We start from the raw sequence: 18,676 nt of genomic DNA, 5'->3' as shown, positions 1-18,676 counted from the left end.
CCCCCCTAGCCCTCCTCACTAAAGCTCCGGTTAATAAGGGGGGAACAAAATCCAGTTTTAAGTCCCCCTTTTTAAGGGGGATTTAGGGGGATCTTCCATTTGTTGTATTCTTTTTTCTATTCTATTTAATATTAGATAAATCGGCTAGAGCACGATACTATCGTGCCTTTACATCAACGACAAATGAACACCAATTGAATTAAGCAGGAACTTCGATTTTTTGACTCCCAGCCAATCCAAAAGCCTTATGAATGGCTTGCAATGCCATCACACCATCCTCTTTGGATACCACACAGCTAATCTTAATTTCTGAGGTGGTAATCATTTGAATGTTGATTTGGTGTTGGGCAAGCGCTTCAAACATTTGTGCCGCGACACCCGGTTGCCCCACCATCCCAGCACCCACAATACTCACTTTGGCAATGTTGAGATCGAGGAGAATCTCGCCACAGCCTAATAGGGACATAGCCTGTTGGAGAACCGTCTGAGCGGCTTGGGCATCGGCTTGTGATACGGTAAAGGCAATATCACGGGTGGGAACGCCATCCATCACGCGGCAACGCTGAGATTGGATAATCATATCAACGCTGATATTTTGGTCAGCCAAGAGTCCGAACAACTGGGCAGCCATGCCAGGGCGATCGGGGACGTAGCGAATGGCCAAACGGGCTTGGTTGAGGTCGAGGGCAACGCCCCGCACGGGGGATTGGGGATGGGTTAGGGCTTGATCGGTTTCTTTGGATTTACGGATAAGCCCCTGTTGGACAGGGGAACTGTTGATGTCAAAGGTTTGACAGAGGGCTGCGATCGCCTTATCCCCATCTTGGGCATCAATCACGCAACTCACTTTCACCTCTGAGGTGGAAATCATCTGAATGTTCACCCCAGAACTTGCTAGGGTTTTGAACATCTGCGCGGCAATACCGGGGCGTCCAATCATCCCTGCACCGGCGATCGAAATTTTGGCGATGCCTCGCTCAACCATCACCTCCGCTTCTTCAGAATTAACGGCATTGTGGCTGCGGAGGGTGGGCGCGATCGCTTCTGCCACGGCTTCTGCTCGTTTGAGAATCCCTTTCACTACGGTAAAGGCAATATCGTTCGTGTTGCCCTCATGAATAGACTGAATAATCAAGTCCACATCCAAATCTCGACGGGCAATCTCACCAAATAACCGCGCCGCCACACCGGGATGATCGGGTACTCGTAACAGAGCTACTTTTGCCTGATCTGTATCAAACTCTACTGCATCCACTGATCGCGCAATCTCCAGCCCTTCCAGGGAACGCGGCTGAGGCGAGGGAGAAACCACCTTGGTACCGGGATCATCCGTCCAACTAGAGAGCACCACCAACATCACACCGTAATTCCGGGCAATTTCCACCGCACGGGGATGCAGCACTTTCGCCCCCAAGCTGGCTAATTCCAGCATTTCATCGGAGGTAATCTCGTCCATCAACTGAGCATCGGGCACCAGGCGGGGATCGGCGGTTAAAATCCCTGGGACATCGGTATAAATCTGGCAACAATCTGCCTTCAAGGATGCTGCTAGGGCAACGGCTGACGTATCTGAACCCCCACGCCCTAGAGTGGTAATTTCCAACTCATTTATGCTGCTTATACCCTGGAAGCCAGCCACAACAACGACTTTTCCTTCATTAAGATGCCGCTCAATCCGCTCAGTGTGGATGTTGAGAATCCGGGCACGACTATGTTGTGCTTCTGTGACAATTCCCACTTGGGCACCCGTTAAAGAAATCGCAGGTTGTCCCAATTCTTGCAATGCCATACACAACAGGGCAATAGAGACTTGCTCACCGGTTGAAAGCAACATATCCATTTCCCGGCGGCTGGGATTCGAGGAAATTTCGTTGGCTAGTTTAATCAAACCATCGGTAGTTTTACCCATGGCGGAGACGACGACAACCACGGAATTGCCCTGCTGTGCCGTTTTAAGCACACGCTGAGCCACAGATTGAATGCGTTCAACTGACCCAACGGAAGTACCACCGTATTTCTGAACAACTAGCGACATAATGTTTACCCCACCCAACTTCCTGCCAATGCCTTAAACAGTCAAGGAGTTCACTCGATGAAGGACACCCAAAGGCATTGAATCTTGATCAACAATTAACGTTATCAGACCCAGGGGGTCAAAACTGCTTGATTTTACATTTTAGGGTGCCAGCTACAAAAATAGACCACCTCTGTGGGCTTGATCCGGATTGACGACTCTCCTAGAGGAATTCTGTAAGGACGATGTCTGCACACAAGATGGAAGCAAGCCGTTTTAAGGATCAGGAATAGGGCTGAGGCATCAGCTTCTGGCTAAACTATCCCCTTAGGGAGATTGGTTTTGGCACAAGCTGTATTAAAATAGAAAAAATGGGTTTTCTCTGCTTTTTCAGCCTTAACTCCTGAGATTTGTAATCACTCTAATTTTTTCCAGTGAGCCTAGACTGAAAGTATCGTGACCTGACTGGTTTTTAACACTGGGTGGAAATTATTGGTTGATTGTGTGATTCTGAGGTTCACCTCTATTTCGGCTGGAGATATTTTAAAAGAATCATGGGTGCCCAGTTCAGGCGAAAACCTCCATTGAAACAGAAGTTGGGTAACATTTGGAATGGGTTAGGCATCATCGTAACTTAATCAAGCTCTCCTAATACAAAGACTAGGTTGCCCTGCATTATGATTGAGCGGCACAAAACGAATTGTAGCCGCTGGTGCTTTTACGTTTAATTAACACCAATACCTATCAATCAACGACTCTAATGACAGAAGAGGGGAAAATGGAAACCGAAAGACAAAGCCTCAAAAAAAAGTTCTATCAGTTCGTAATGTTTCGATTGGCTCTCATGATAGAACTATTCCGTAATTTGAAGCAGTATTTCAAAGTAGCCTTATTTTATCAAAGGTGTGATGTTGTCAAAACGCTCGGAGAAGGTCAACAGGTTAAACCCATTCCCCCAAAAGTAATTGCTGTTATTCCCCATATTACATCCGTTGAAGAATCCCAAGACCGTCAAAAAGCTGTAGCCAAAATCGAAAAATTAAGGTTAACAATTGATAGCCTTCTTGCTAGCTTTGCCCATTGTGAACTGACTATTGTCATCAAAACCGTAGCTGACAGACACATTACAGCTTATTTGCCGGAATATCAAATTAACTGTATTCAGGTGCAAGAAGAATCAAATTTAGATCCCATGTTTATGGGATTCAAATGTCAAGATGAATTTGTTAAGAGAGTGGATGAATTTGACTGGTTTTTATTCCTTGAGGATGACATTCTCATTCAGGATAGTTACCTTTTAGAAAAGCTTGAAAAATTTAATACTACCTGTGGCTCTAAACGTGCATTACTTTTCCCCAATCGCTATGAATTATGGGAAGGAACTAAGCGGTATATTGACCTCATTATCGATAGCGGACTGGAGTGGAATCGGTTATCAAGTGTAGAAGTGGACGGGGTTAAATTTGGAGAGTGTACCAATCCTCATTCGGGATTTTTCGGTTTATCCAAAGACCAGGTTAAACTTTGGATAGAATCCGGTCGGGAATGGAATAATAAGGATTTAGGATTTGGTGGCCCCAGAGAGTGCGCGGCAACTTATTCTCTGTTGGAATGTTTCTCCATTTACAAACCCCACCCCATCAATTTGCACTTTTTTGAGGTGAGACATTACGATACAAAATATTCTCAACTCTATCCGGAACTATCACCTGATTACATTTTTTCAGCCATTCAACCAAAACGTCCCGTGATGGAGGAAGAAGAACTGACTAAAACATTGGTATAAATGTAAGAGCGATATTTTATCCTTTCCCTAATTGAGTCAGATCAAGTCGTTAGCTAGTAGGGCGTTTGTCTTACTAGCTAACCACTCGATAAAATATTCCGAATATAGCCCCATTTATTCCCAAGCTGTACCAACGCTAATCCCTCCCGAAATGGCTTCGCTTCACTAAATTCGGGAGAGATGATAAGGAGGCCATTTTTATCAATATATCCCCACAAACCATTGCTTTGAACTGCTGCTAACCCTTCCGAAAAGGATGCAGACGCATCAAATTGCGGTGTAATTATCATTTGACCCAAAGGATTAATGTAACCCCATTTGCCATCCACTTTGACTCGTGCTAATCCTTCGGTGAAAGCCTCTGCTTGATCATACTGCGGCTGAATGGTGACTTTTCCGGTCTTGTCGATATAGCCAAACTTTCCGGATAACTTAATCGCCGCTAATCCTTCACTGAACAAAGCGGCTTCCTCACATTGGGGTAAGAGTACAACTTTTCCTGTGGTATCAATGTAGAACCACTTATCACTAATTTTGACAGCCGCTAATCCTTCTTGGAAAGAGTTAGCCGCATCATATTGAAGGGGAGTGATCAGTTGACCTAGCTTGTTGATATAACCATATTTATTGCCTACCCTAACGAGGGCTAACCCTTCTGAAAATAATTCAGCCTCATCAAATTGCAATCGACTAATGCGGTTTCCTGTTTTGTCAATATAACCCCACTTATAGCCCATTTTGACTTTGGCTAACCCTTCCTTAAAGGAATCAACCCAATCAAATTGGGGCTGCGTGACAGCTTGACCGAATTGATTAATATAACTATACTTACCCCCAACTCTTCGAGGTGTGAAACCCCGTGTTTTAAAAATGGCAGGATTGAACGGTGCGGATTGAGCATAGGGGCCTTGTTTTAATACTTTTGCTAAGGCGTTGTTGTCTTCTCTGAGACCTTCGTAGAAGAAAAATACTTCTCCATTAATACTGCGGTCGCGATTATACTGAATCGTCTGTAATAGGAGTTCTGCACTCATCCGATAGGTGCCGACTTTCAGCAGAACACCGGGTGCTAAAGCATACAATTGTGAAGGTTTATATTGTTGGTTCACCATGCGATCAACCAACAGTTTATAACCCTCAAGGTCACGGCGATATAGCTGAGGATGAATTAAATCAATCAGTCCTTGGTCAATCCATGCTTGTGCATCCTGAAGATACTCCTGGAGTCCCCAAGGATAGGCACTCGGTGCCATGGAAATAATCAGATTGGGATTAATCGCAATCAGTTCTTGATAGAGGCGGGTAAGAAAATCTGTCAGGATATCTGCACGCCACTGAAGCCATTGAGCCTCTTTAGGATTTGATGGCGGATTTTGGTTGAATTGCCGGGAGTAGCGTTCACTGGTTTTGGAGTCGTAGCTACCTTCTGAAGGGAGTGCAGGCAGGCGATCATCACCTTGAATCCCTGCAATATCATAGTTTTTTGCGACTTCTAAAATCAAACTCCGGAGGAAATCTTGCACCTCTATATCCAGGGCATTCATCCACTCAAAATCATTCTTTTTGAGTAGGTTACCACTCGCATCCCGTGCTGCCCAATGAGGCTTTTTAGCAAGTAATGGCCCACCATTCTGACTATAAGAACTGGCAAAGCCATATTCAAACCAAGGAATCACCGCCAATCCGACCCGCTTTGCCTCAGTTATCAGTTCTTTTAAGGGGTCTCGACCTACAAAACGAGAGTCAATTTCGACCCCAAAAGTTTCCTTCATCACCTTACTTGGATAAAGGGTGGCAGCATTATTCCAAACGACCGGAAAAACCACGTTAAATCCTGTGTCGGCGAGGAAGTTCATCGCCTCTGTAATGCTTTGTTTTGAATTGAAGACGCGGCTATCAGTTGTGGTTAGCCAAACCCCCCGCGTTTCCATTACTTTTTCTTCTCGAATCGTGGTGAATGAACTCCCAACAGTCGAGTAGGTTCTCACCAAGGCGAGTCCATCAGAAAATGCCTCGGCTTCATCGAGTTTTGGCTGAATCACGAGTTGACCTTGCTTATCCACATAGCCCCATTTCTCCCCTGTTTTAACCCGTGCCAGTCCCTCACTAAAAGAATCCGCCTCGTCAAATTGGGGTGCAATGACAAAGAGGCTACCCCCAGCAATGTATTTGGATGGGATGCCAGGGATATTTAAGGCTTGACAAATGAACGCTGATACTTCAGCCCTTGTGGCGTTTTGATTGGGGTTGAGGCGTTTGACATCGGGATAGTTCACGACGAGGCGTTTGAGGGTGGCAGCGGCGATCGCACCTAGTGCATAGATCGGAATCGCCCCAGCATCGTCATAATAATCCTGTAGGGAAGTCGAACTGGCGGCGGCTGTGGTGTATTTCAACCCACTGACTAAGGCTAGCAAGACTTGCACTCGTGTGATGGGCTGATTGGGTTTGAAAGTGCGATCGGGGTAACCTGAAATAAAGCCGGTTCGATATGCGGTTTGAATCGCAGCATTTGCCCAATGATTAGAGGGCACATCCTTAAAGGTAATCCCAGTCCGAATCAGTGGCGCGTTGGCAAATGCCTTACCGATCAAGGCGGCAAATTCAGCGCGAGTTACGGGGTTGTTGGGTCGAAATGTACCGTCCTGATAGCCACTAATCACGTTTCGCGATCGCAACTGGCGGATACATTCAGCGGCCCAATGGTTTTGAATATCAGAAAAACTGGAGTTACTCAACACTTAAAAAGGACAAGTAGTTTATAAACTCTTTGGACTGAGAGCCTTTGGGAAAAGTTTAAGGGATATCCTGCTGGATTTAACACTACAGATTTACCTATCGTTAGCATAGATACTGCACCAATTCACAAAATCCTTCCCCTTCCGAAGCTGCCGTGATGTAAGTGGGTTGATATCTCAGTTCATCCACATAATCTAAAACATTAGCAACCCCGACAGAGAAAGGAAATAACTCCGGGTTGAACAGACTGGCATCATTGGGACTATCGCCAACCGTCACAACTTGCTGTGTTGCGTACTCCGGGAAATAGTCTTGTAACACTTGCCTCAAACCCACTGCTTTATCCTGAGATGCGGGTTTAATGTGACATTGTACGGAACTGTAAGTAAAACCCCATCCCAGGGAAGCGCATAAAGCGTTCATACGTTCCAGTTGACTCACCCTTAGGTTGCCATTATCAAATGTCCAGTCCGTTAGGCGAAAGCGATTGTCACTCGACTCTTGAATCTGAGGAAATTCTGATTTTAGGCTTTGATAAGCCTGAGCAAGCTGCTGTCGATGTTTTACTAGGTTAGAGATTGGTGTCAAGGCGACGGATTCGGCGCTATGTTTCGGATAGAAAAGACCCCCATTTTCAGCAATAGCGCCTGCCACAGGTAAATAAGTCGCCAGTCCACTCACCCATCCAGCGGAGCGACCTGTAACAATTAATACTGGAATATTAGCGGCGCTCAAATCTTCCAAGGATTGCAGCAAACTCGCCGTAAACGTTCCCTGCTGCGTTAGCGTACCATCCATATCGGTAGCAATCAGACGAGGCTGTTTCCAGTCGTTGTTGGTTATTGCCTGCTTAAGGGGTACCAAAACCATAGGATTATTGTGTAATGAGTGCCTTAATTTGAATTTTTATATTTTGTCATGGCAACATTTTCACCCGACCAGCGTAATTATTACTATCTAATAGAAGCTGAACGAGTAGGCATTCATAAGCCAATTTTGACAGCCCTGTATGCCGCCCACTCGTCACCGTCTCTGGCGGATGCAGAAACGGGTTTAGGGATTTCTCCAGCGAATCGAGTGTCACTGGCGCAGGTAAATACTTTTCCCCAACAGGTTCAGTCTGCGGCAAATGTGATTCGTTCTCTAAGTGAGAGTTTACTGGATCAGGGGTGGAAAGGGGGCGATTTGTGGGAGGCTGAACAAGGTCGCTACACCGAGCAATTTCTGCAAAAGGTGGCGAGTGGGTATGCGCCGATTGGCAGTGAATCTGCGATTGCTCGTTTAGAAGCTTGTGACTGGACTCAGCTCAAACAAGCTTACCTGACTGACTTGGCAGCGGATGGTAAGGCGGCTAATCTACCGGATAATCTCGCCTATCTTGATCGTGCTCTTATCTCTTTAGTAGATGGTATTCCCGACTATTACGTCGGATTGCCCCATCAACGAGATGCCATCCTTTCGGGAGTACGCATCTGGCGAGGACTGGATACTCGCGAAGCGGCGATCGCCTCGTTAGTGCCGAATGCCGAGGTTACCACCGCGATGGAGGACGAGTCTCAACTGGATATTCCCCTCAAGCAATTTGTGCAGGGGATTTCTGCGAACTATGGCGGTTATCCTCAGCAGCGAGAGGCGCTGATTCGTGTAGTTCAGTTGTGGCGTCAGATGCGAACACGGGAGGAGGCGATCGCATCTTTGAAAACCAACTCGTCTCCCGAAGAAAACTTGACGGTGATCGATCCAGCGTTGATCGCTTTTGTTCAGCACCTCCCCAATTCGTACCAGGGGCAAGGAAGCCAACGCCATGCCCTGACTGAGGCGTTTCGCATCTGGCGTCAACTTGATTCTCGCGCCACCGCCCTAGCTACCCTAGGAATTCAGGCTGAACAGCTTAATGCCAGCACCACAGATCGGACAGAAATGCTGAACCTGGCAACACAGATGGATCGGGAACTTCTGCGCTTTGTCCGTCGGTTACCGGGAGACTATCAAGAACTCGATCACCAACGAGAAGCTTTAATCCGTTTAGTCCAACTCTGGCGCAGTCTGCCTACTCGCAATCAAACTATTGATTCGTTACTCGAAGACCAAAAACGGTTGGAAACCGTCCGCCCCAGTGCCCCAGAAGCCCCTCCGCCGCCAATACCCGTGGTTATTCTTAAGCGCCCTACCCATTGGACGCCGGATAATCTTCAGTTATTCGCCCCAATCATCCCAGATGGTCACTTTACTTGGGCTGATGCCACGCATGGCGGCACCCAGATGCCCCCGAATCAGGCAACGGTGGAGGCGATCATTCGCATGGCGACACTAGCACAACGGGCACGCGATCGCATTGGGCGACCGTTAATCGTAGTGAATTGGTATCGCCCATTCGACCGGCATGGTGCTATGGGAAGTGAGGCGTCTCACCGCTATCAAGTTGGTGATGCGATCGACTTTATCTGCGAAGGTTTAACCGGCAATCAACTTTACTGGTTTTTGGAACCCTGGTGGCCGGGTGGCTTAGGTCGTTATACTCAATTTCCCTATCTCTGTCACATTGATGCTAGGAGCTATCGAGTCCGATGGCGAAACTAAGTTAAAACTAAGGGGAATATCAATCAGGAAGGTCAGGGGAATCTACGATACCTTCCTGCGTAGCAATGGGTAGCACAATAGCAAAAATTATGAGACGGTTGCGTAAGTGCTTAACCTCTCATGTCTCCCCTAACTACAAACTTGTCTTCCAGCCTTAGTAGAATGCAATCCAGGGGGTGCATTCTCAACCTAAAAACAGACGCTAAGTTCTAGCCAGGAGTGATCATGTCCACCTCTACCATCTCCATGCCGCCTGCCTTGGTTCAAGCTCCTGTTAAACCGCATTCCACATCCCCTGCCTCCAATGCGACAGCTCCAGAGTCTCATTCCTTAGGGCAACCCTGGATGTTCGTCTCCATTGGGCTTGTGTTATTACTGATTGGTTTAGCAGTGTATGGGAAGCTCAAACTAGATGAAGCTAGTAAGAAACTCAAGTTTGAGCAATACAAAACTAAAGATCTACAGAGAAAAATAAAGTTAGCTCTCGATACGATCCAAAAAATGGAAAAGAATCCGGATTTAATTCACTCCCGTGAATTTAATCTGGATTACTTGAGAATGCGAATGGAAGAAGAAGTCTTCCATTTCGCCATTATTAATCAGATTAAAATAAAAGTCAAACAGATTATTAGTGTAGCCCTGCGACCGAATCATAAGGAGCAGACTGTGATTGGCATTGCAGGTGCAGGGCGTCAAGTGGATGAAATGTTCGACGTGATGTACGAAACCGAAAGCGGAGGGAAGCGAACGCTGCGAGTGCTTTTCCGAATACAAATTATTTTGATGAAATTACCCACCCAAGCGACCTCCGCTACAATTAATCAGATTATTGATTGTATTGAAACGTTCCTCAATCCCGATGATGATCGCGAAAGCTGGCAACCAACGATTCAAGGGCGGATTGTGTTTATCCGTTGGGATCAAAAAGCCAAGCCGACTCCTTTGTTAGTGCTAGAGCAATCAAGTGAAGGCGTTAATGTGACGCTTAGAACTAAGCGAGCAGGTGTTCAGTAATGCACTCACTTTTGGGGGATAAGGGGGTTGTGGAAACAGATTGGGTATTATTGGGCTATCGGTAGGTCAAACAGCACCGAAGTCATATAATGTTCTGCCCAGTCAGAACCAAAGGCTTTTTCCAGCACCCGACGGGTTTTGTCATTCTGTTGCTGCTGGGTACAGTAGTAGCGCTGGGCTTCAAGGATTTCGGATTTTTGTTCAACAGACACAGGTGAAGCCTGACACGCAGAAGTACAGTGAATTCTTAGGAAATCATCCACCCGTGAGAGAAACTTCGCTTCTTCTTCTGGGCTACTCGGTCGAATAAAGAGACAAAATTCTGAAAAAATCTCTCCCCATGGGGGAAGTTCACGGGGTTGAGAAAACTCAGGCGTGGGTAATGCTTGTAAGCTGTGGCGATAGGCGTCCGGTAAGATGCGCTCAGCGTTGACTGGAGAGAGATCGGCGATCGCCGCACTAATTTGTCCCCGTCCCCCCACTAAATCGCAGCCAAACATCGGCAACGCATATTCGGGACGAGGAAACATCACACAATGCAAAATATCGAGCATATTGCCGACTCTTGCCAATTCTAGATGCATTTTGCGAAATTGAGGAGTCTGATAGCAGCGATTTTCAATAATCAGTTTTTCACCCTCCAAGCGTCCTTCTACATATCCCATCTCGGCTGGTAGTTCGTAGGGCGATAGGTCGAGGTAGCGCTGCCAGTTGGACTCAATGCAGTCCGCCAATTGGCGGATGAGGGGGTGCTGTTGTTCTCGTAGGGACGGTTTTGAGCTTTCTAACATTGATTAAAAATTGAGGGTTCCAAGGAAAAGGCTATTGCTGGATCAAGAATAGCGCTCTGGGTACCCCTCTCCTGTCTATAGTGAGTGAAGGACAGTTTATCGGAGATTGGGTATGTTTGGTTTAGGATTGCCAGAAGTTGGGCTGATTGCATTGGCAGCTATTCTTATTTTCGGTCCGAAGAAGATTCCGGAAATGGGTAGCGCCTTAGGGAAAACCCTCAGAGGTTTCAAAGAGGAGATGAATAATCCAGCGACTGAGCAAGATGACAATGACCCGAATAATTCTTAATGAAGCGATGTACAGTTACTGAATTCAACAGAGTTGTTTAAGGGCTGGTTGTTGGTTGGCAAGTTATTAGTAGGAAAAAACCCAGAAAAGCTTTTCTAATCACAGTTTTAGCTATAGCTTACTGATCAATACGAATGCTTAAAAAGCACTAATTATAGGGTCGAGAGTGGCCTAATTACTAAATAAGGGCACGATTAGATCGTGCCCTTATCAACAATCGTCTTGCACTATACGCTACCGCCATGTTGACGGTAGAAATTTTTGGCAATGCGATCGCTCTCGATGAGATGAGATCACATCGCGACTCCGCAAGGCACAAGCTGAGTGCTTTAACTCATTTGGTTCATCATAGTGGACTTGTTGTTGGGGTTGGGGTTGGGGTTGGGCTTGTTGTCGGCGTTGGGGTTGGGGTTGGGCTTGTTGTTGGGGTTGGGGTTGGGGTTGGGGTTGGACTTGTTGTTGGGGTTGGGGTTGGGGTTGGGCTTGTTGTCGGCGTTGGTGTTGGTGTTGGTGTCACACCAATTAATCCCGGAAAAACTCGACTGGATAGTCCTACCGTGACATAGTAGTTCTCTCCCACACGATAGACTCGACCAGAGCCACTGTCATCAGATCCTTCTGCAATGGGTTCGCCAGAGGAGGGCTGATACTCTGTGGAAAATACATTCTGGATACTGTCCTCATCACTACCACTGAACTCAGGGATAAAAGTTGTAGTCGATGAGGCAAAATCGGTATCCGAGTTATTATTTGAGTTGGAGTTACTGTTTGAGTTGGAGTTGTTGTTAGAAGAAGAGCCTGTAGCACTAAACCCTGGTGGCGTGGGAATGGTGAGAAAACCGCCTGTTAGGTCAACATCGAAGTCAGTTGGGTAACTTTTTCCCTCTACCTCATCTGTAAAATCAGCGGCTGGAATAGTAGTGCCAAGAATTGTTTGATCGGTTGGATCAGAATCTTTCGGTTGGACTTGAAAGATGAGGACGTTGGTAATAGCGCTGCCCGTTGATGTAGACGAGCCTGAAGTGGCTACACCCCCAGAAGTAATCAGGGTATAGTCGGGAGGTGTAGAAAATTTGGTACTGTCAAAGTTAGAGCCTGTTGAATCAACAGAAGTCAAAGTGAACTCCAGCGTTGCGGGGAGTCCAACAAACAGAGCCGGTTGACCATCCGACGTAAAGGCTCGGAACGATACATTCCCGTCAACACTACCTGTATTCCCGACAGCAGGAGTACCCCCAGCCGTAATATTGAGAGTAGGAACGGTTCCTTCTTTAAATAAGATCGGAGTTGGTATATCTCCCCGATTCGTTTGAATGCGAAGTGTACCGTCTTTGACACTACTTCCATACACCAAACTAGAAGAACCAGAGGTACCAGAGCCTGGGACGAAAATCGTACCGTCAATAAAAGAAGCTTGACCCCCTGTAATGTTAACAATATCTTGACCACTGCTTGAGGGTTGTTGTTGGGCATGAGCAGGTGCAGCCGCTATAAAGGCTAAGCTTCCAGCTAGTCCAAAAAACCCAAGGGCATATCGAGCAGATTTGGCAATCATAATTAGATTCCTCGGTAGGTAGATGACGTGAATGCAGTAGATGTCTTAGCCGGATTTAACTCTTGAGAGACGCAATAACCTCTTACCAAGTTCCCAGTCTGGGAAATTTGCATCAGTTCTTATCGTTACTCCTTCCCAAAGCCCGAAGCTTACCGGAAAAGGCAGAGGGCAGAGGGCAGGAGGCAGGAGGCAGATGTTTGGTTCCTGCTCATCACGCCCACGACTGAAAGGAGTAAGGGTATAAAGCCCCTTTCCAATCTTCGATTTGGTGGCTTCCAATTGGGAGGGGTCACAATCCCGCAACAATTGATCTCTTCTGCCCTCTGCCCTCGAGCCTCCTGCCTTCTTGAAGCCAAAGAGCAATTTTGAGAGAAATTGCTCTTTCAAACCTCTGGCTACAAGAGCGATCGGTTGGCGTTACAGAACCTAGAACGTAAACGTAGTACGCAGCGCACCAACCGTTACCGTATCACTATTGGAGTTATGGCCTGGATTAAACACCACTACAACACCAGGCGTGATGCTGATATTGTCGCTGACACGGAGACGGTAGAACGCTTCGACATGGGTGGATGTTCCTGGTTGGTCTCCGGGATTGCCAAAACCCGATCCAGAGATGGCGTCAGGAATATTGAATCCCACTGGCAAATTGCTACTCGTAATTTTGGGAGGCTGACCGACATAAATACCGCCCAAATTGCCGCGACCCAATAAATCGGGGAAATTGAGGAATGCCATCCAGTTAAAGGTGTCCACATTTCCCGATCGCCCTGGTATCCAAGACTTGGTGAAGCCTGCCCAACCCCCGATGGTAAAGCGTGGCGAAACTCGCAAACTGACCGTTCCACCGAAAGCATCGGTTTTGAGGGGTGAACCAAGGGTTACCAGATCATCCCCAATTCCAGTGCCGATTCTGCCTGTATCGAAGCGGCCACCGGGGGTGTAAGAATTGATGTAGTTAAAAGCGATATCCAGTCGATTGATCGGAGTTATCGCCAACTGTACACCAGCTACAGTTTTGCCTCGGTTACCCCCAAAGATGCCGCCGAGATCCGTATTAGAAGCAAGATCGGTAGAATAAACTCCCTGTAAACTAATCCGAGGGTTAACTTGCCAATCGAAGCCGACGCCACTGCTACCACCAATGTTGATGATGGGGTTGCGCTGAGCAAAGGCAGAAATCGGGCCAAATCCTGCACTTTCCACACGGTTGGCACCCCGGAAGACGTTTACCGGATTAACCCCTGCCGTGCCAACAATCACAGCAAAATTTCTGCCGAATAGATGGCGAAAGGTAAGGTCACTCAGGACAACGTTGTTATCGGGATTCGTTGGCCCTTCATAGCCCAATCGGGTAAAGGTGGGATTGGGGTTGAAGGGGGTAGTGCTACCCGATCCGGCTTGAAGACCTGTAAGCAAGATACTGCGAGGGCCAAGCTGGGTAAACAGACTTAATTGCGTATTCGTAATAACGTTGATATTGGTGCCGCGATCGCGTACTTTTTGACCCGCGAAGAACACAGCCTCGTTTTCAGTGCGTCCCTGGACACCCATCACCACCTGCCCAAACAGTTTAGTGGTGGTCGAGAATTGATTATCCTCTAGAAACGCCGTGCGTCCTTCCAGGGTATCCACCCGTGTTTTCAGCGTTACGAGTTCCGTATTGAACTCATCCAACAATCGCTGTAACGTCTTTAAATCGTCTTGGCTGGCTAAGTCACCTCGGCCGGCAAGGATGCGTTCAATTTGCTGCAAACAAGAATTAAGACCGGCTGCAAATTCATAGCGGGTCATCGCCCGGTTGCCCCGGAAGGTACCATCGGGATAACCTGCGATACAGCCGTAGCGTTCTACCAGACTTCGTAACGCTTCGTAAGCCCAGTCTGTCGGTTGTACATCCCGCAGTTGGGTCACATTGGTAACCTGATCCATGGGTTCGGCTTCTGGGTCTTGCAGGTCGTCCACAGTGGGAGATAAGGGTGCATCAGGGCTAAGAACTGGGTCGGATTGAGCCATTGATGCGGGTGATGTTGAACTTGGCTCACTTGGTGCTGATTCACCTCGATTGGCAAGCGCAGCAACCGGAGTAATATCCTCTTCAACACCAGTGTTAGAATTCTGCTCTGATGTTACTGATGCGGCAGATGGCTGCAATGCTTCAGAGGAAGGCAGCACCTCTGGCGGGTTGTCTAACTTGACAGACACCCGATCATGGAAACTGAGGTCAGATTGGGAGAGTGCAAAGGCTGCCGTCATCGACTCTTTGACAGGAGTTTCCGAGTTTTGGCCTAAGCCCCCTAAATCGACCTGTTGCGTTACCAATTCAGAAGATGGGTTGAAAACCTGAGAGGATTTCTCTGGAGGTAACTGGACTTTGTCTTCGGGTAGTTCTTGACTCTTGGTTAATGCTTCACTGACGACTTCTGAATCGTTAGCCGTTCGTGAACTCAGCACTGTTGCAGAATTGGGTTCTAAATCCGGCACGGTTTCCGACTCCGGCGTTTGAGCCTTTACTGGTGCCGCTAGCGTACCCGCTAGTAGTAAGCCGATGTAAAGCCAAAGCTTTGAATTGGACATCGACAGATTACAGAAATTGTTGATTCTCACTACCACACCCCTAGTTTTTCGTCAACCGTAATACAGATGAATTTGAGTTGATGTATGAAATTTTCTCATTATATTGGGTTTAGACAATGTCAAGTTGAGCGGATCGCCTTTGGCGCTATCCCTTTGGCACAATCGGCTTTAGTGCTGCGGTGACTTCGACAATCGCGGTGCTTCGGATTGGCGATGCTAAGACAATTTCAGTCATGAATAGACCTCCTGCATAAGTCAATGGTTGTGACCTAGTGGTATATATCTCTCAGGACATGACACCCTATGCAGGCAGGTCAGAGGAAGGATAGCCAATTTGCTTTAATACCAAATCTGGGTTGTACATTCCTCTTATCCTGTAGTCCGCGTAGGCGGACTTTGTTCGTGTAGCCCCAGTCTTCAGACTGTGGGAGAAAAAGGAGGCTTTAAATCTCCTCAATGTAGGCAGGGAAACAAAGGGCGTTAGCACACATCGCACTAACGCCCTTATGAAATTTTGCCAAGAGACTACTCAATCACAATCTCTAAAGGATTCAGCTATACCTGATTAACGACCCATGACTTTAAATTCGCTTGGGTATCAGTGGCTTGTAGCTGATTCATATTCTCTGGCAGAGGGTTACGTGCCTCAATTAGAGATATTGCACGGGTCACCGTTTCGGGCAAAATCACGACCAAACCCCCTGATGCAGCTCGATCTAACCCGGTGTTAATCGCCTCTGTCTCCTTGAGCATCACTTCATACTGACAATCGGGCTTTTCTTGGATGATGCCCTTGCTGATTAACTCCGATGCCTGCCCACTGGGTCGTCCTCGCAAATCGTCATCTTCTTTGATGATAATTCGATCAAAGATTCTCGCAGAGAGCTTGCCCAGTTCGATGAAGTCTTCATCTCGACGGTCTCCTGGCCCGCCAATCACCCCAATACGCTCTCCCGGCCAATTCTGAACAAAACTTCCTAGCGCCTCATAACTTGCTGCATTGTGGGCATAATCCACCAGAGCATGATAATGACCCAGATTAAACAAATTCATCCGTCCCGGCGTCTGATGCACAGAAGCCCGGAATGTGGTCAACGCCGCCCGAATCGCTTCAATGGGAACACCTTGAGCAAAAGCCGCGAGACTCGCCGCTAGCGCATTGGCAATCATGAAGGGTGCCCGTCCCTGCATCGTCACCGGCAGATTCACCGCCTGCTCAATGCGTAGCGTCCAATCGCCTTTGAGAATAGACAAATAACCATTCTCATACACCGCTGCCAACCCCCCTTTACGGGTGTGATTTTGCACCAACTCATTGGCGGGATTCATGGCAAAATAAGCCACTTGACCCTTTACTCGCTCCGCCATCGCTGCAACGAGGGGATCATCGGCATTGAGGACAGCATAACCATTGAGACTCACCGATTCGGCGACAACGCTCTTGAGCTTAGCCATCTGATCAATTGTGTCGATATCTCCAAGACCCAGGTGATCAGCCGAGACATTTAATACGACGCCCACATCACATTTATCAAACGCCAAGCCGGAACGCAAAATTCCACCTCGTGCCGTTTCTAATACAGCGACCTCGACGGTGGGATCTTTCAAGATGACTTGAGCACTTTGTGGCCCTGTGGTATCCCCTTTCTCTACAACATGGTCATCAATGTAAATACCATCGGTAGTCGTATAACCGACAACCCGTCCAGTTTGGCGATAAATGTGAGCAATCAATCGCGTTGTGGTTGTCTTGCCGTTGGTGCCTGTAATTGAAATGATGGGAATACGACCCGTCCCGCCATTGGGGAACAGCATATCCAAAACGGGAGCCGCCACATTTCGCGCCAACCCCACACTCGGACAGACATGCATCCGGAAGCCAGGAGCGGCATTTACTTCTACAATCACGCCCTCTACTTCCCGTAGCGGCTTGGTGATATCCGGTGTCACAATATCGAGTCCGATAATATCTAGACCGATGATTTTGGAAACCCGCTGCGCCAGCCAGATATTTTCTGGGTGGATGTCGTCTGTGCGGTCTACAGCAATGCCGCCTGTGCTGAGGTTAGCGGTTGCTCGTAGGTAACAGATTGCCCCGGCGGGTAGCACGGTATCCAGCGTATATCCTTGCCGTTGCAACAGAGTCATACTATTCCGGTCTACTGTGATTTTCGTGAGAACATTATCGTGCCCTTCCCCACGATTGGGGTCACGATTGGTTTCCTCAATCAGTTCCTGAACTGTAAATTTGCCATTCCCAACCACATGAGCAGGGACTCGCTCTGCCACCGCCACCAGTTTGCCATTGATGACTAAAACTCGGTGGTCACTCCCGCGATAGTAACGTTCAACAATTACCCCTCGTGAGATTGCTCTCGCCACATCATAGGCTTTTTCCGCCTCATCCCAGGCTTTGATGTCGATGGTAATGCCTCGTCCGTGATTACCATCTAAGGGCTTAATCACAATTGGATACCCGCCAACCTCTTCAATGGCACCTTCTAGTTCATCCAGGTAGTTAATCACGGTACCCTGTGGTACAGGCACACCGGCATCCCGGAGAATTTGTTTAGTACCCTCTTTATCACAAGCCAGCTCAACTCCTAAAATTCCCGAATAGTCGCTCAACGTGGCTTGGAGTCGCTTCTGATGCACACCAAAGCCCAGTTGAATCATTGCTCTTGCTGAGAGCTGCATCCAGGGAATATCTCTGGCTTCTGCTTCCTTGAGGATCGTTTCTGTACTCGGACCTAAAGCGGCATCACGACAAAGCTCCCGCAGGTCTTTTAGGTCTTGTTCTAATTCACTTGGGGGGTAAGAGCCGATATCAACCAGACTTTGACACAACCGCACGGCGGCTCTAGCGGCATAACGCCCCGCTTGCTCATCCAGGTATTCAATGACTACCTGATAGACTCCTGGTGTTGCCGTCTCCCGCGTGCGACCAAATCCTACCGCCATGCCGGCCAATTGTTGCAGTTCTAGGGCAATATGTTCGATGATGTGACCCATCATCGTTCCTTGCCTAACGCGACTGAGGAACCCCCCCCGAACGCCGGGGGAACAAAAATGTTCTTCCAAACTGGGGAGTGCGGTAACTAATCCCTCGTAAAAGCCAGGAATTTGATTGGAGGGCTTTTCCGCCAGCTCCTCTAAATCGAGACGCATAACGATGAGGTTGTGGCGTCGAATACTCCAATAGTTAGGACCGCGTAACGTCTGGATTCTCAGAATTCTCATAGCAACTTTTGAGGGTAGTGATTCACGAAATCTGAAATGTTGCCCGAAGAAGCAATTACAGAAAAGGCGCTTTTATTGACTTTTACTGAAC

Annotated in this window: 11 protein-coding genes; 4 read left to right on the top strand and 7 right to left on the bottom strand. The window is 47.7% G+C overall.

Translation table 11 applies throughout. From position 1 onward, the window contains the following. Window positions 1-199: 199 nt before the first annotated feature. Window positions 200-2,035 (bottom strand): aspartate kinase, encoded by a 1,836-nt coding sequence (locus MIC7113_RS05295; RefSeq protein WP_015181147.1) that lies wholly within the window; start codon window positions 2,033-2,035, stop codon window positions 200-202. A gap of 757 nt (window positions 2,036-2,792) precedes the next feature. On the opposite strand from MIC7113_RS05295, the gene MIC7113_RS05290 reads away from it, so the two are divergent. Further along, entirely contained in the window at window positions 2,793-3,800 is a 1,008-nt protein-coding gene (locus MIC7113_RS05290; protein ID WP_155897939.1) for a hypothetical protein, read from the top strand. A 77-nt stretch (window positions 3,801-3,877) separates the two neighbouring features. On the opposite strand, the gene MIC7113_RS05285 is transcribed toward MIC7113_RS05290, so the two are convergent. Beyond that, window positions 3,878-6,541 (bottom strand): WG repeat-containing protein, encoded by a 2,664-nt coding sequence (locus MIC7113_RS05285; RefSeq protein ID WP_015181145.1) that lies wholly within the window; start codon window positions 6,539-6,541, stop codon window positions 3,878-3,880. A 100-nt stretch (window positions 6,542-6,641) separates the two neighbouring features. Continuing rightward, window positions 6,642-7,409, bottom strand: a complete 768-nt coding sequence (locus MIC7113_RS05280; protein ID WP_015181144.1) for an HAD-IIB family hydrolase — start codon at window positions 7,407-7,409, stop codon at window positions 6,642-6,644. Between the two features lie 48 nt (window positions 7,410-7,457). On the opposite strand from MIC7113_RS05280, the gene MIC7113_RS05275 reads away from it, so the two are divergent. Both MIC7113_RS05275 and MIC7113_RS05270 read left to right on the top strand, forming a co-directional pair. Beyond that, window positions 7,458-9,119, top strand: a complete 1,662-nt coding sequence (locus MIC7113_RS05275) for a peptidase M15 (RefSeq protein WP_015181143.1) — start codon at window positions 7,458-7,460, stop codon at window positions 9,117-9,119. Between the two features lie 225 nt (window positions 9,120-9,344). After that, window positions 9,345-10,133, top strand: a complete 789-nt coding sequence (locus tag MIC7113_RS05270) for a hypothetical protein (protein WP_015181142.1) — start codon at window positions 9,345-9,347, stop codon at window positions 10,131-10,133. Between the two features lie 47 nt (window positions 10,134-10,180). Here MIC7113_RS05270 and MIC7113_RS05265 read toward each other — a convergent pair whose 3' ends face one another. Next, window positions 10,181-10,924, bottom strand: a complete 744-nt coding sequence (locus tag MIC7113_RS05265; RefSeq protein WP_015181141.1) for a phycocyanobilin:ferredoxin oxidoreductase — start codon at window positions 10,922-10,924, stop codon at window positions 10,181-10,183. Between the two features lie 112 nt (window positions 10,925-11,036). Between MIC7113_RS05265 and MIC7113_RS05260 the strand changes: the two genes are divergently transcribed. After that, entirely contained in the window at window positions 11,037-11,213 is a 177-nt protein-coding gene (locus MIC7113_RS05260) for a twin-arginine translocase TatA/TatE family subunit (protein ID WP_015181140.1), read from the top strand. A 346-nt stretch (window positions 11,214-11,559) separates the two neighbouring features. Here the strand turns inward: MIC7113_RS05260 and MIC7113_RS35960 are convergent, their stop codons facing one another. The 3 genes from MIC7113_RS35960 to cphA form a co-directional block, all read right to left on the bottom strand. Next, window positions 11,560-12,768 carry a hypothetical protein gene (locus MIC7113_RS35960; RefSeq protein ID WP_015181139.1) on the bottom strand — a complete coding sequence of 403 codons (1,209 nt, stop codon included), beginning with the start codon at window positions 12,766-12,768 and terminating at the stop codon, window positions 11,560-11,562. A gap of 426 nt (window positions 12,769-13,194) precedes the next feature. Next, the gene (locus tag MIC7113_RS05245) at window positions 13,195-15,345 is read right to left on the bottom strand and encodes an iron uptake porin (RefSeq protein WP_015181138.1); all 2,151 of its coding nucleotides are present in this window, start codon (window positions 15,343-15,345) and stop codon (window positions 13,195-13,197) included. Window positions 15,346-15,900: 555 nt separating this feature from the next. Further along, window positions 15,901-18,585 (bottom strand): cyanophycin synthetase, encoded by a 2,685-nt coding sequence (gene cphA, locus MIC7113_RS05240; RefSeq protein ID WP_015181137.1) that lies wholly within the window; start codon window positions 18,583-18,585, stop codon window positions 15,901-15,903. Window positions 18,586-18,676 lie beyond the last annotated feature (91 nt).

It is taken from the genome of Allocoleopsis franciscana PCC 7113 (assembly GCF_000317515.1).
GTDB classification, from domain to species: Bacteria; Cyanobacteriota; Cyanobacteriia; order Cyanobacteriales; family Coleofasciculaceae; genus Allocoleopsis; species Allocoleopsis franciscana.
This window is presented reverse-complemented; position numbering and strand designations above follow the sequence as displayed.

What these genes read in the sequence shown, in the direction of transcription:
- MIC7113_RS05260 (WP_015181140.1), top strand. Translation starts at nt 11,037, where the DNA reads ATGTTTGGTTTAGGATTGCCAGAAGTTGGGCTGATTGCATTGGCAGCT.
- MIC7113_RS05295 (WP_015181147.1), bottom strand. Translation starts at nt 2,035, where the DNA reads ATGTCGCTAGTTGTTCAGAAATACGGTGGTACTTCCGTTGGGTCAGTT.
- MIC7113_RS05245 (WP_015181138.1), bottom strand. Translation starts at nt 15,345, where the DNA reads ATGTCCAATTCAAAGCTTTGGCTTTACATCGGCTTACTACTAGCGGGT.
- MIC7113_RS05275 (WP_015181143.1), top strand. Translation starts at nt 7,458, where the DNA reads ATGGCAACATTTTCACCCGACCAGCGTAATTATTACTATCTAATAGAA.
- MIC7113_RS35960 (WP_015181139.1), bottom strand. Translation starts at nt 12,768, where the DNA reads ATGATTGCCAAATCTGCTCGATATGCCCTTGGGTTTTTTGGACTAGCT.
- MIC7113_RS05280 (WP_015181144.1), bottom strand. Translation starts at nt 7,409, where the DNA reads ATGGTTTTGGTACCCCTTAAGCAGGCAATAACCAACAACGACTGGAAA.
- MIC7113_RS05265 (WP_015181141.1), bottom strand. Translation starts at nt 10,924, where the DNA reads ATGTTAGAAAGCTCAAAACCGTCCCTACGAGAACAACAGCACCCCCTC.
- MIC7113_RS05270 (WP_015181142.1), top strand. Translation starts at nt 9,345, where the DNA reads ATGTCCACCTCTACCATCTCCATGCCGCCTGCCTTGGTTCAAGCTCCT.
- MIC7113_RS05290 (WP_155897939.1), top strand. Translation starts at nt 2,793, where the DNA reads ATGGAAACCGAAAGACAAAGCCTCAAAAAAAAGTTCTATCAGTTCGTA.
- cphA (WP_015181137.1), bottom strand. Translation starts at nt 18,585, where the DNA reads ATGAGAATTCTGAGAATCCAGACGTTACGCGGTCCTAACTATTGGAGT.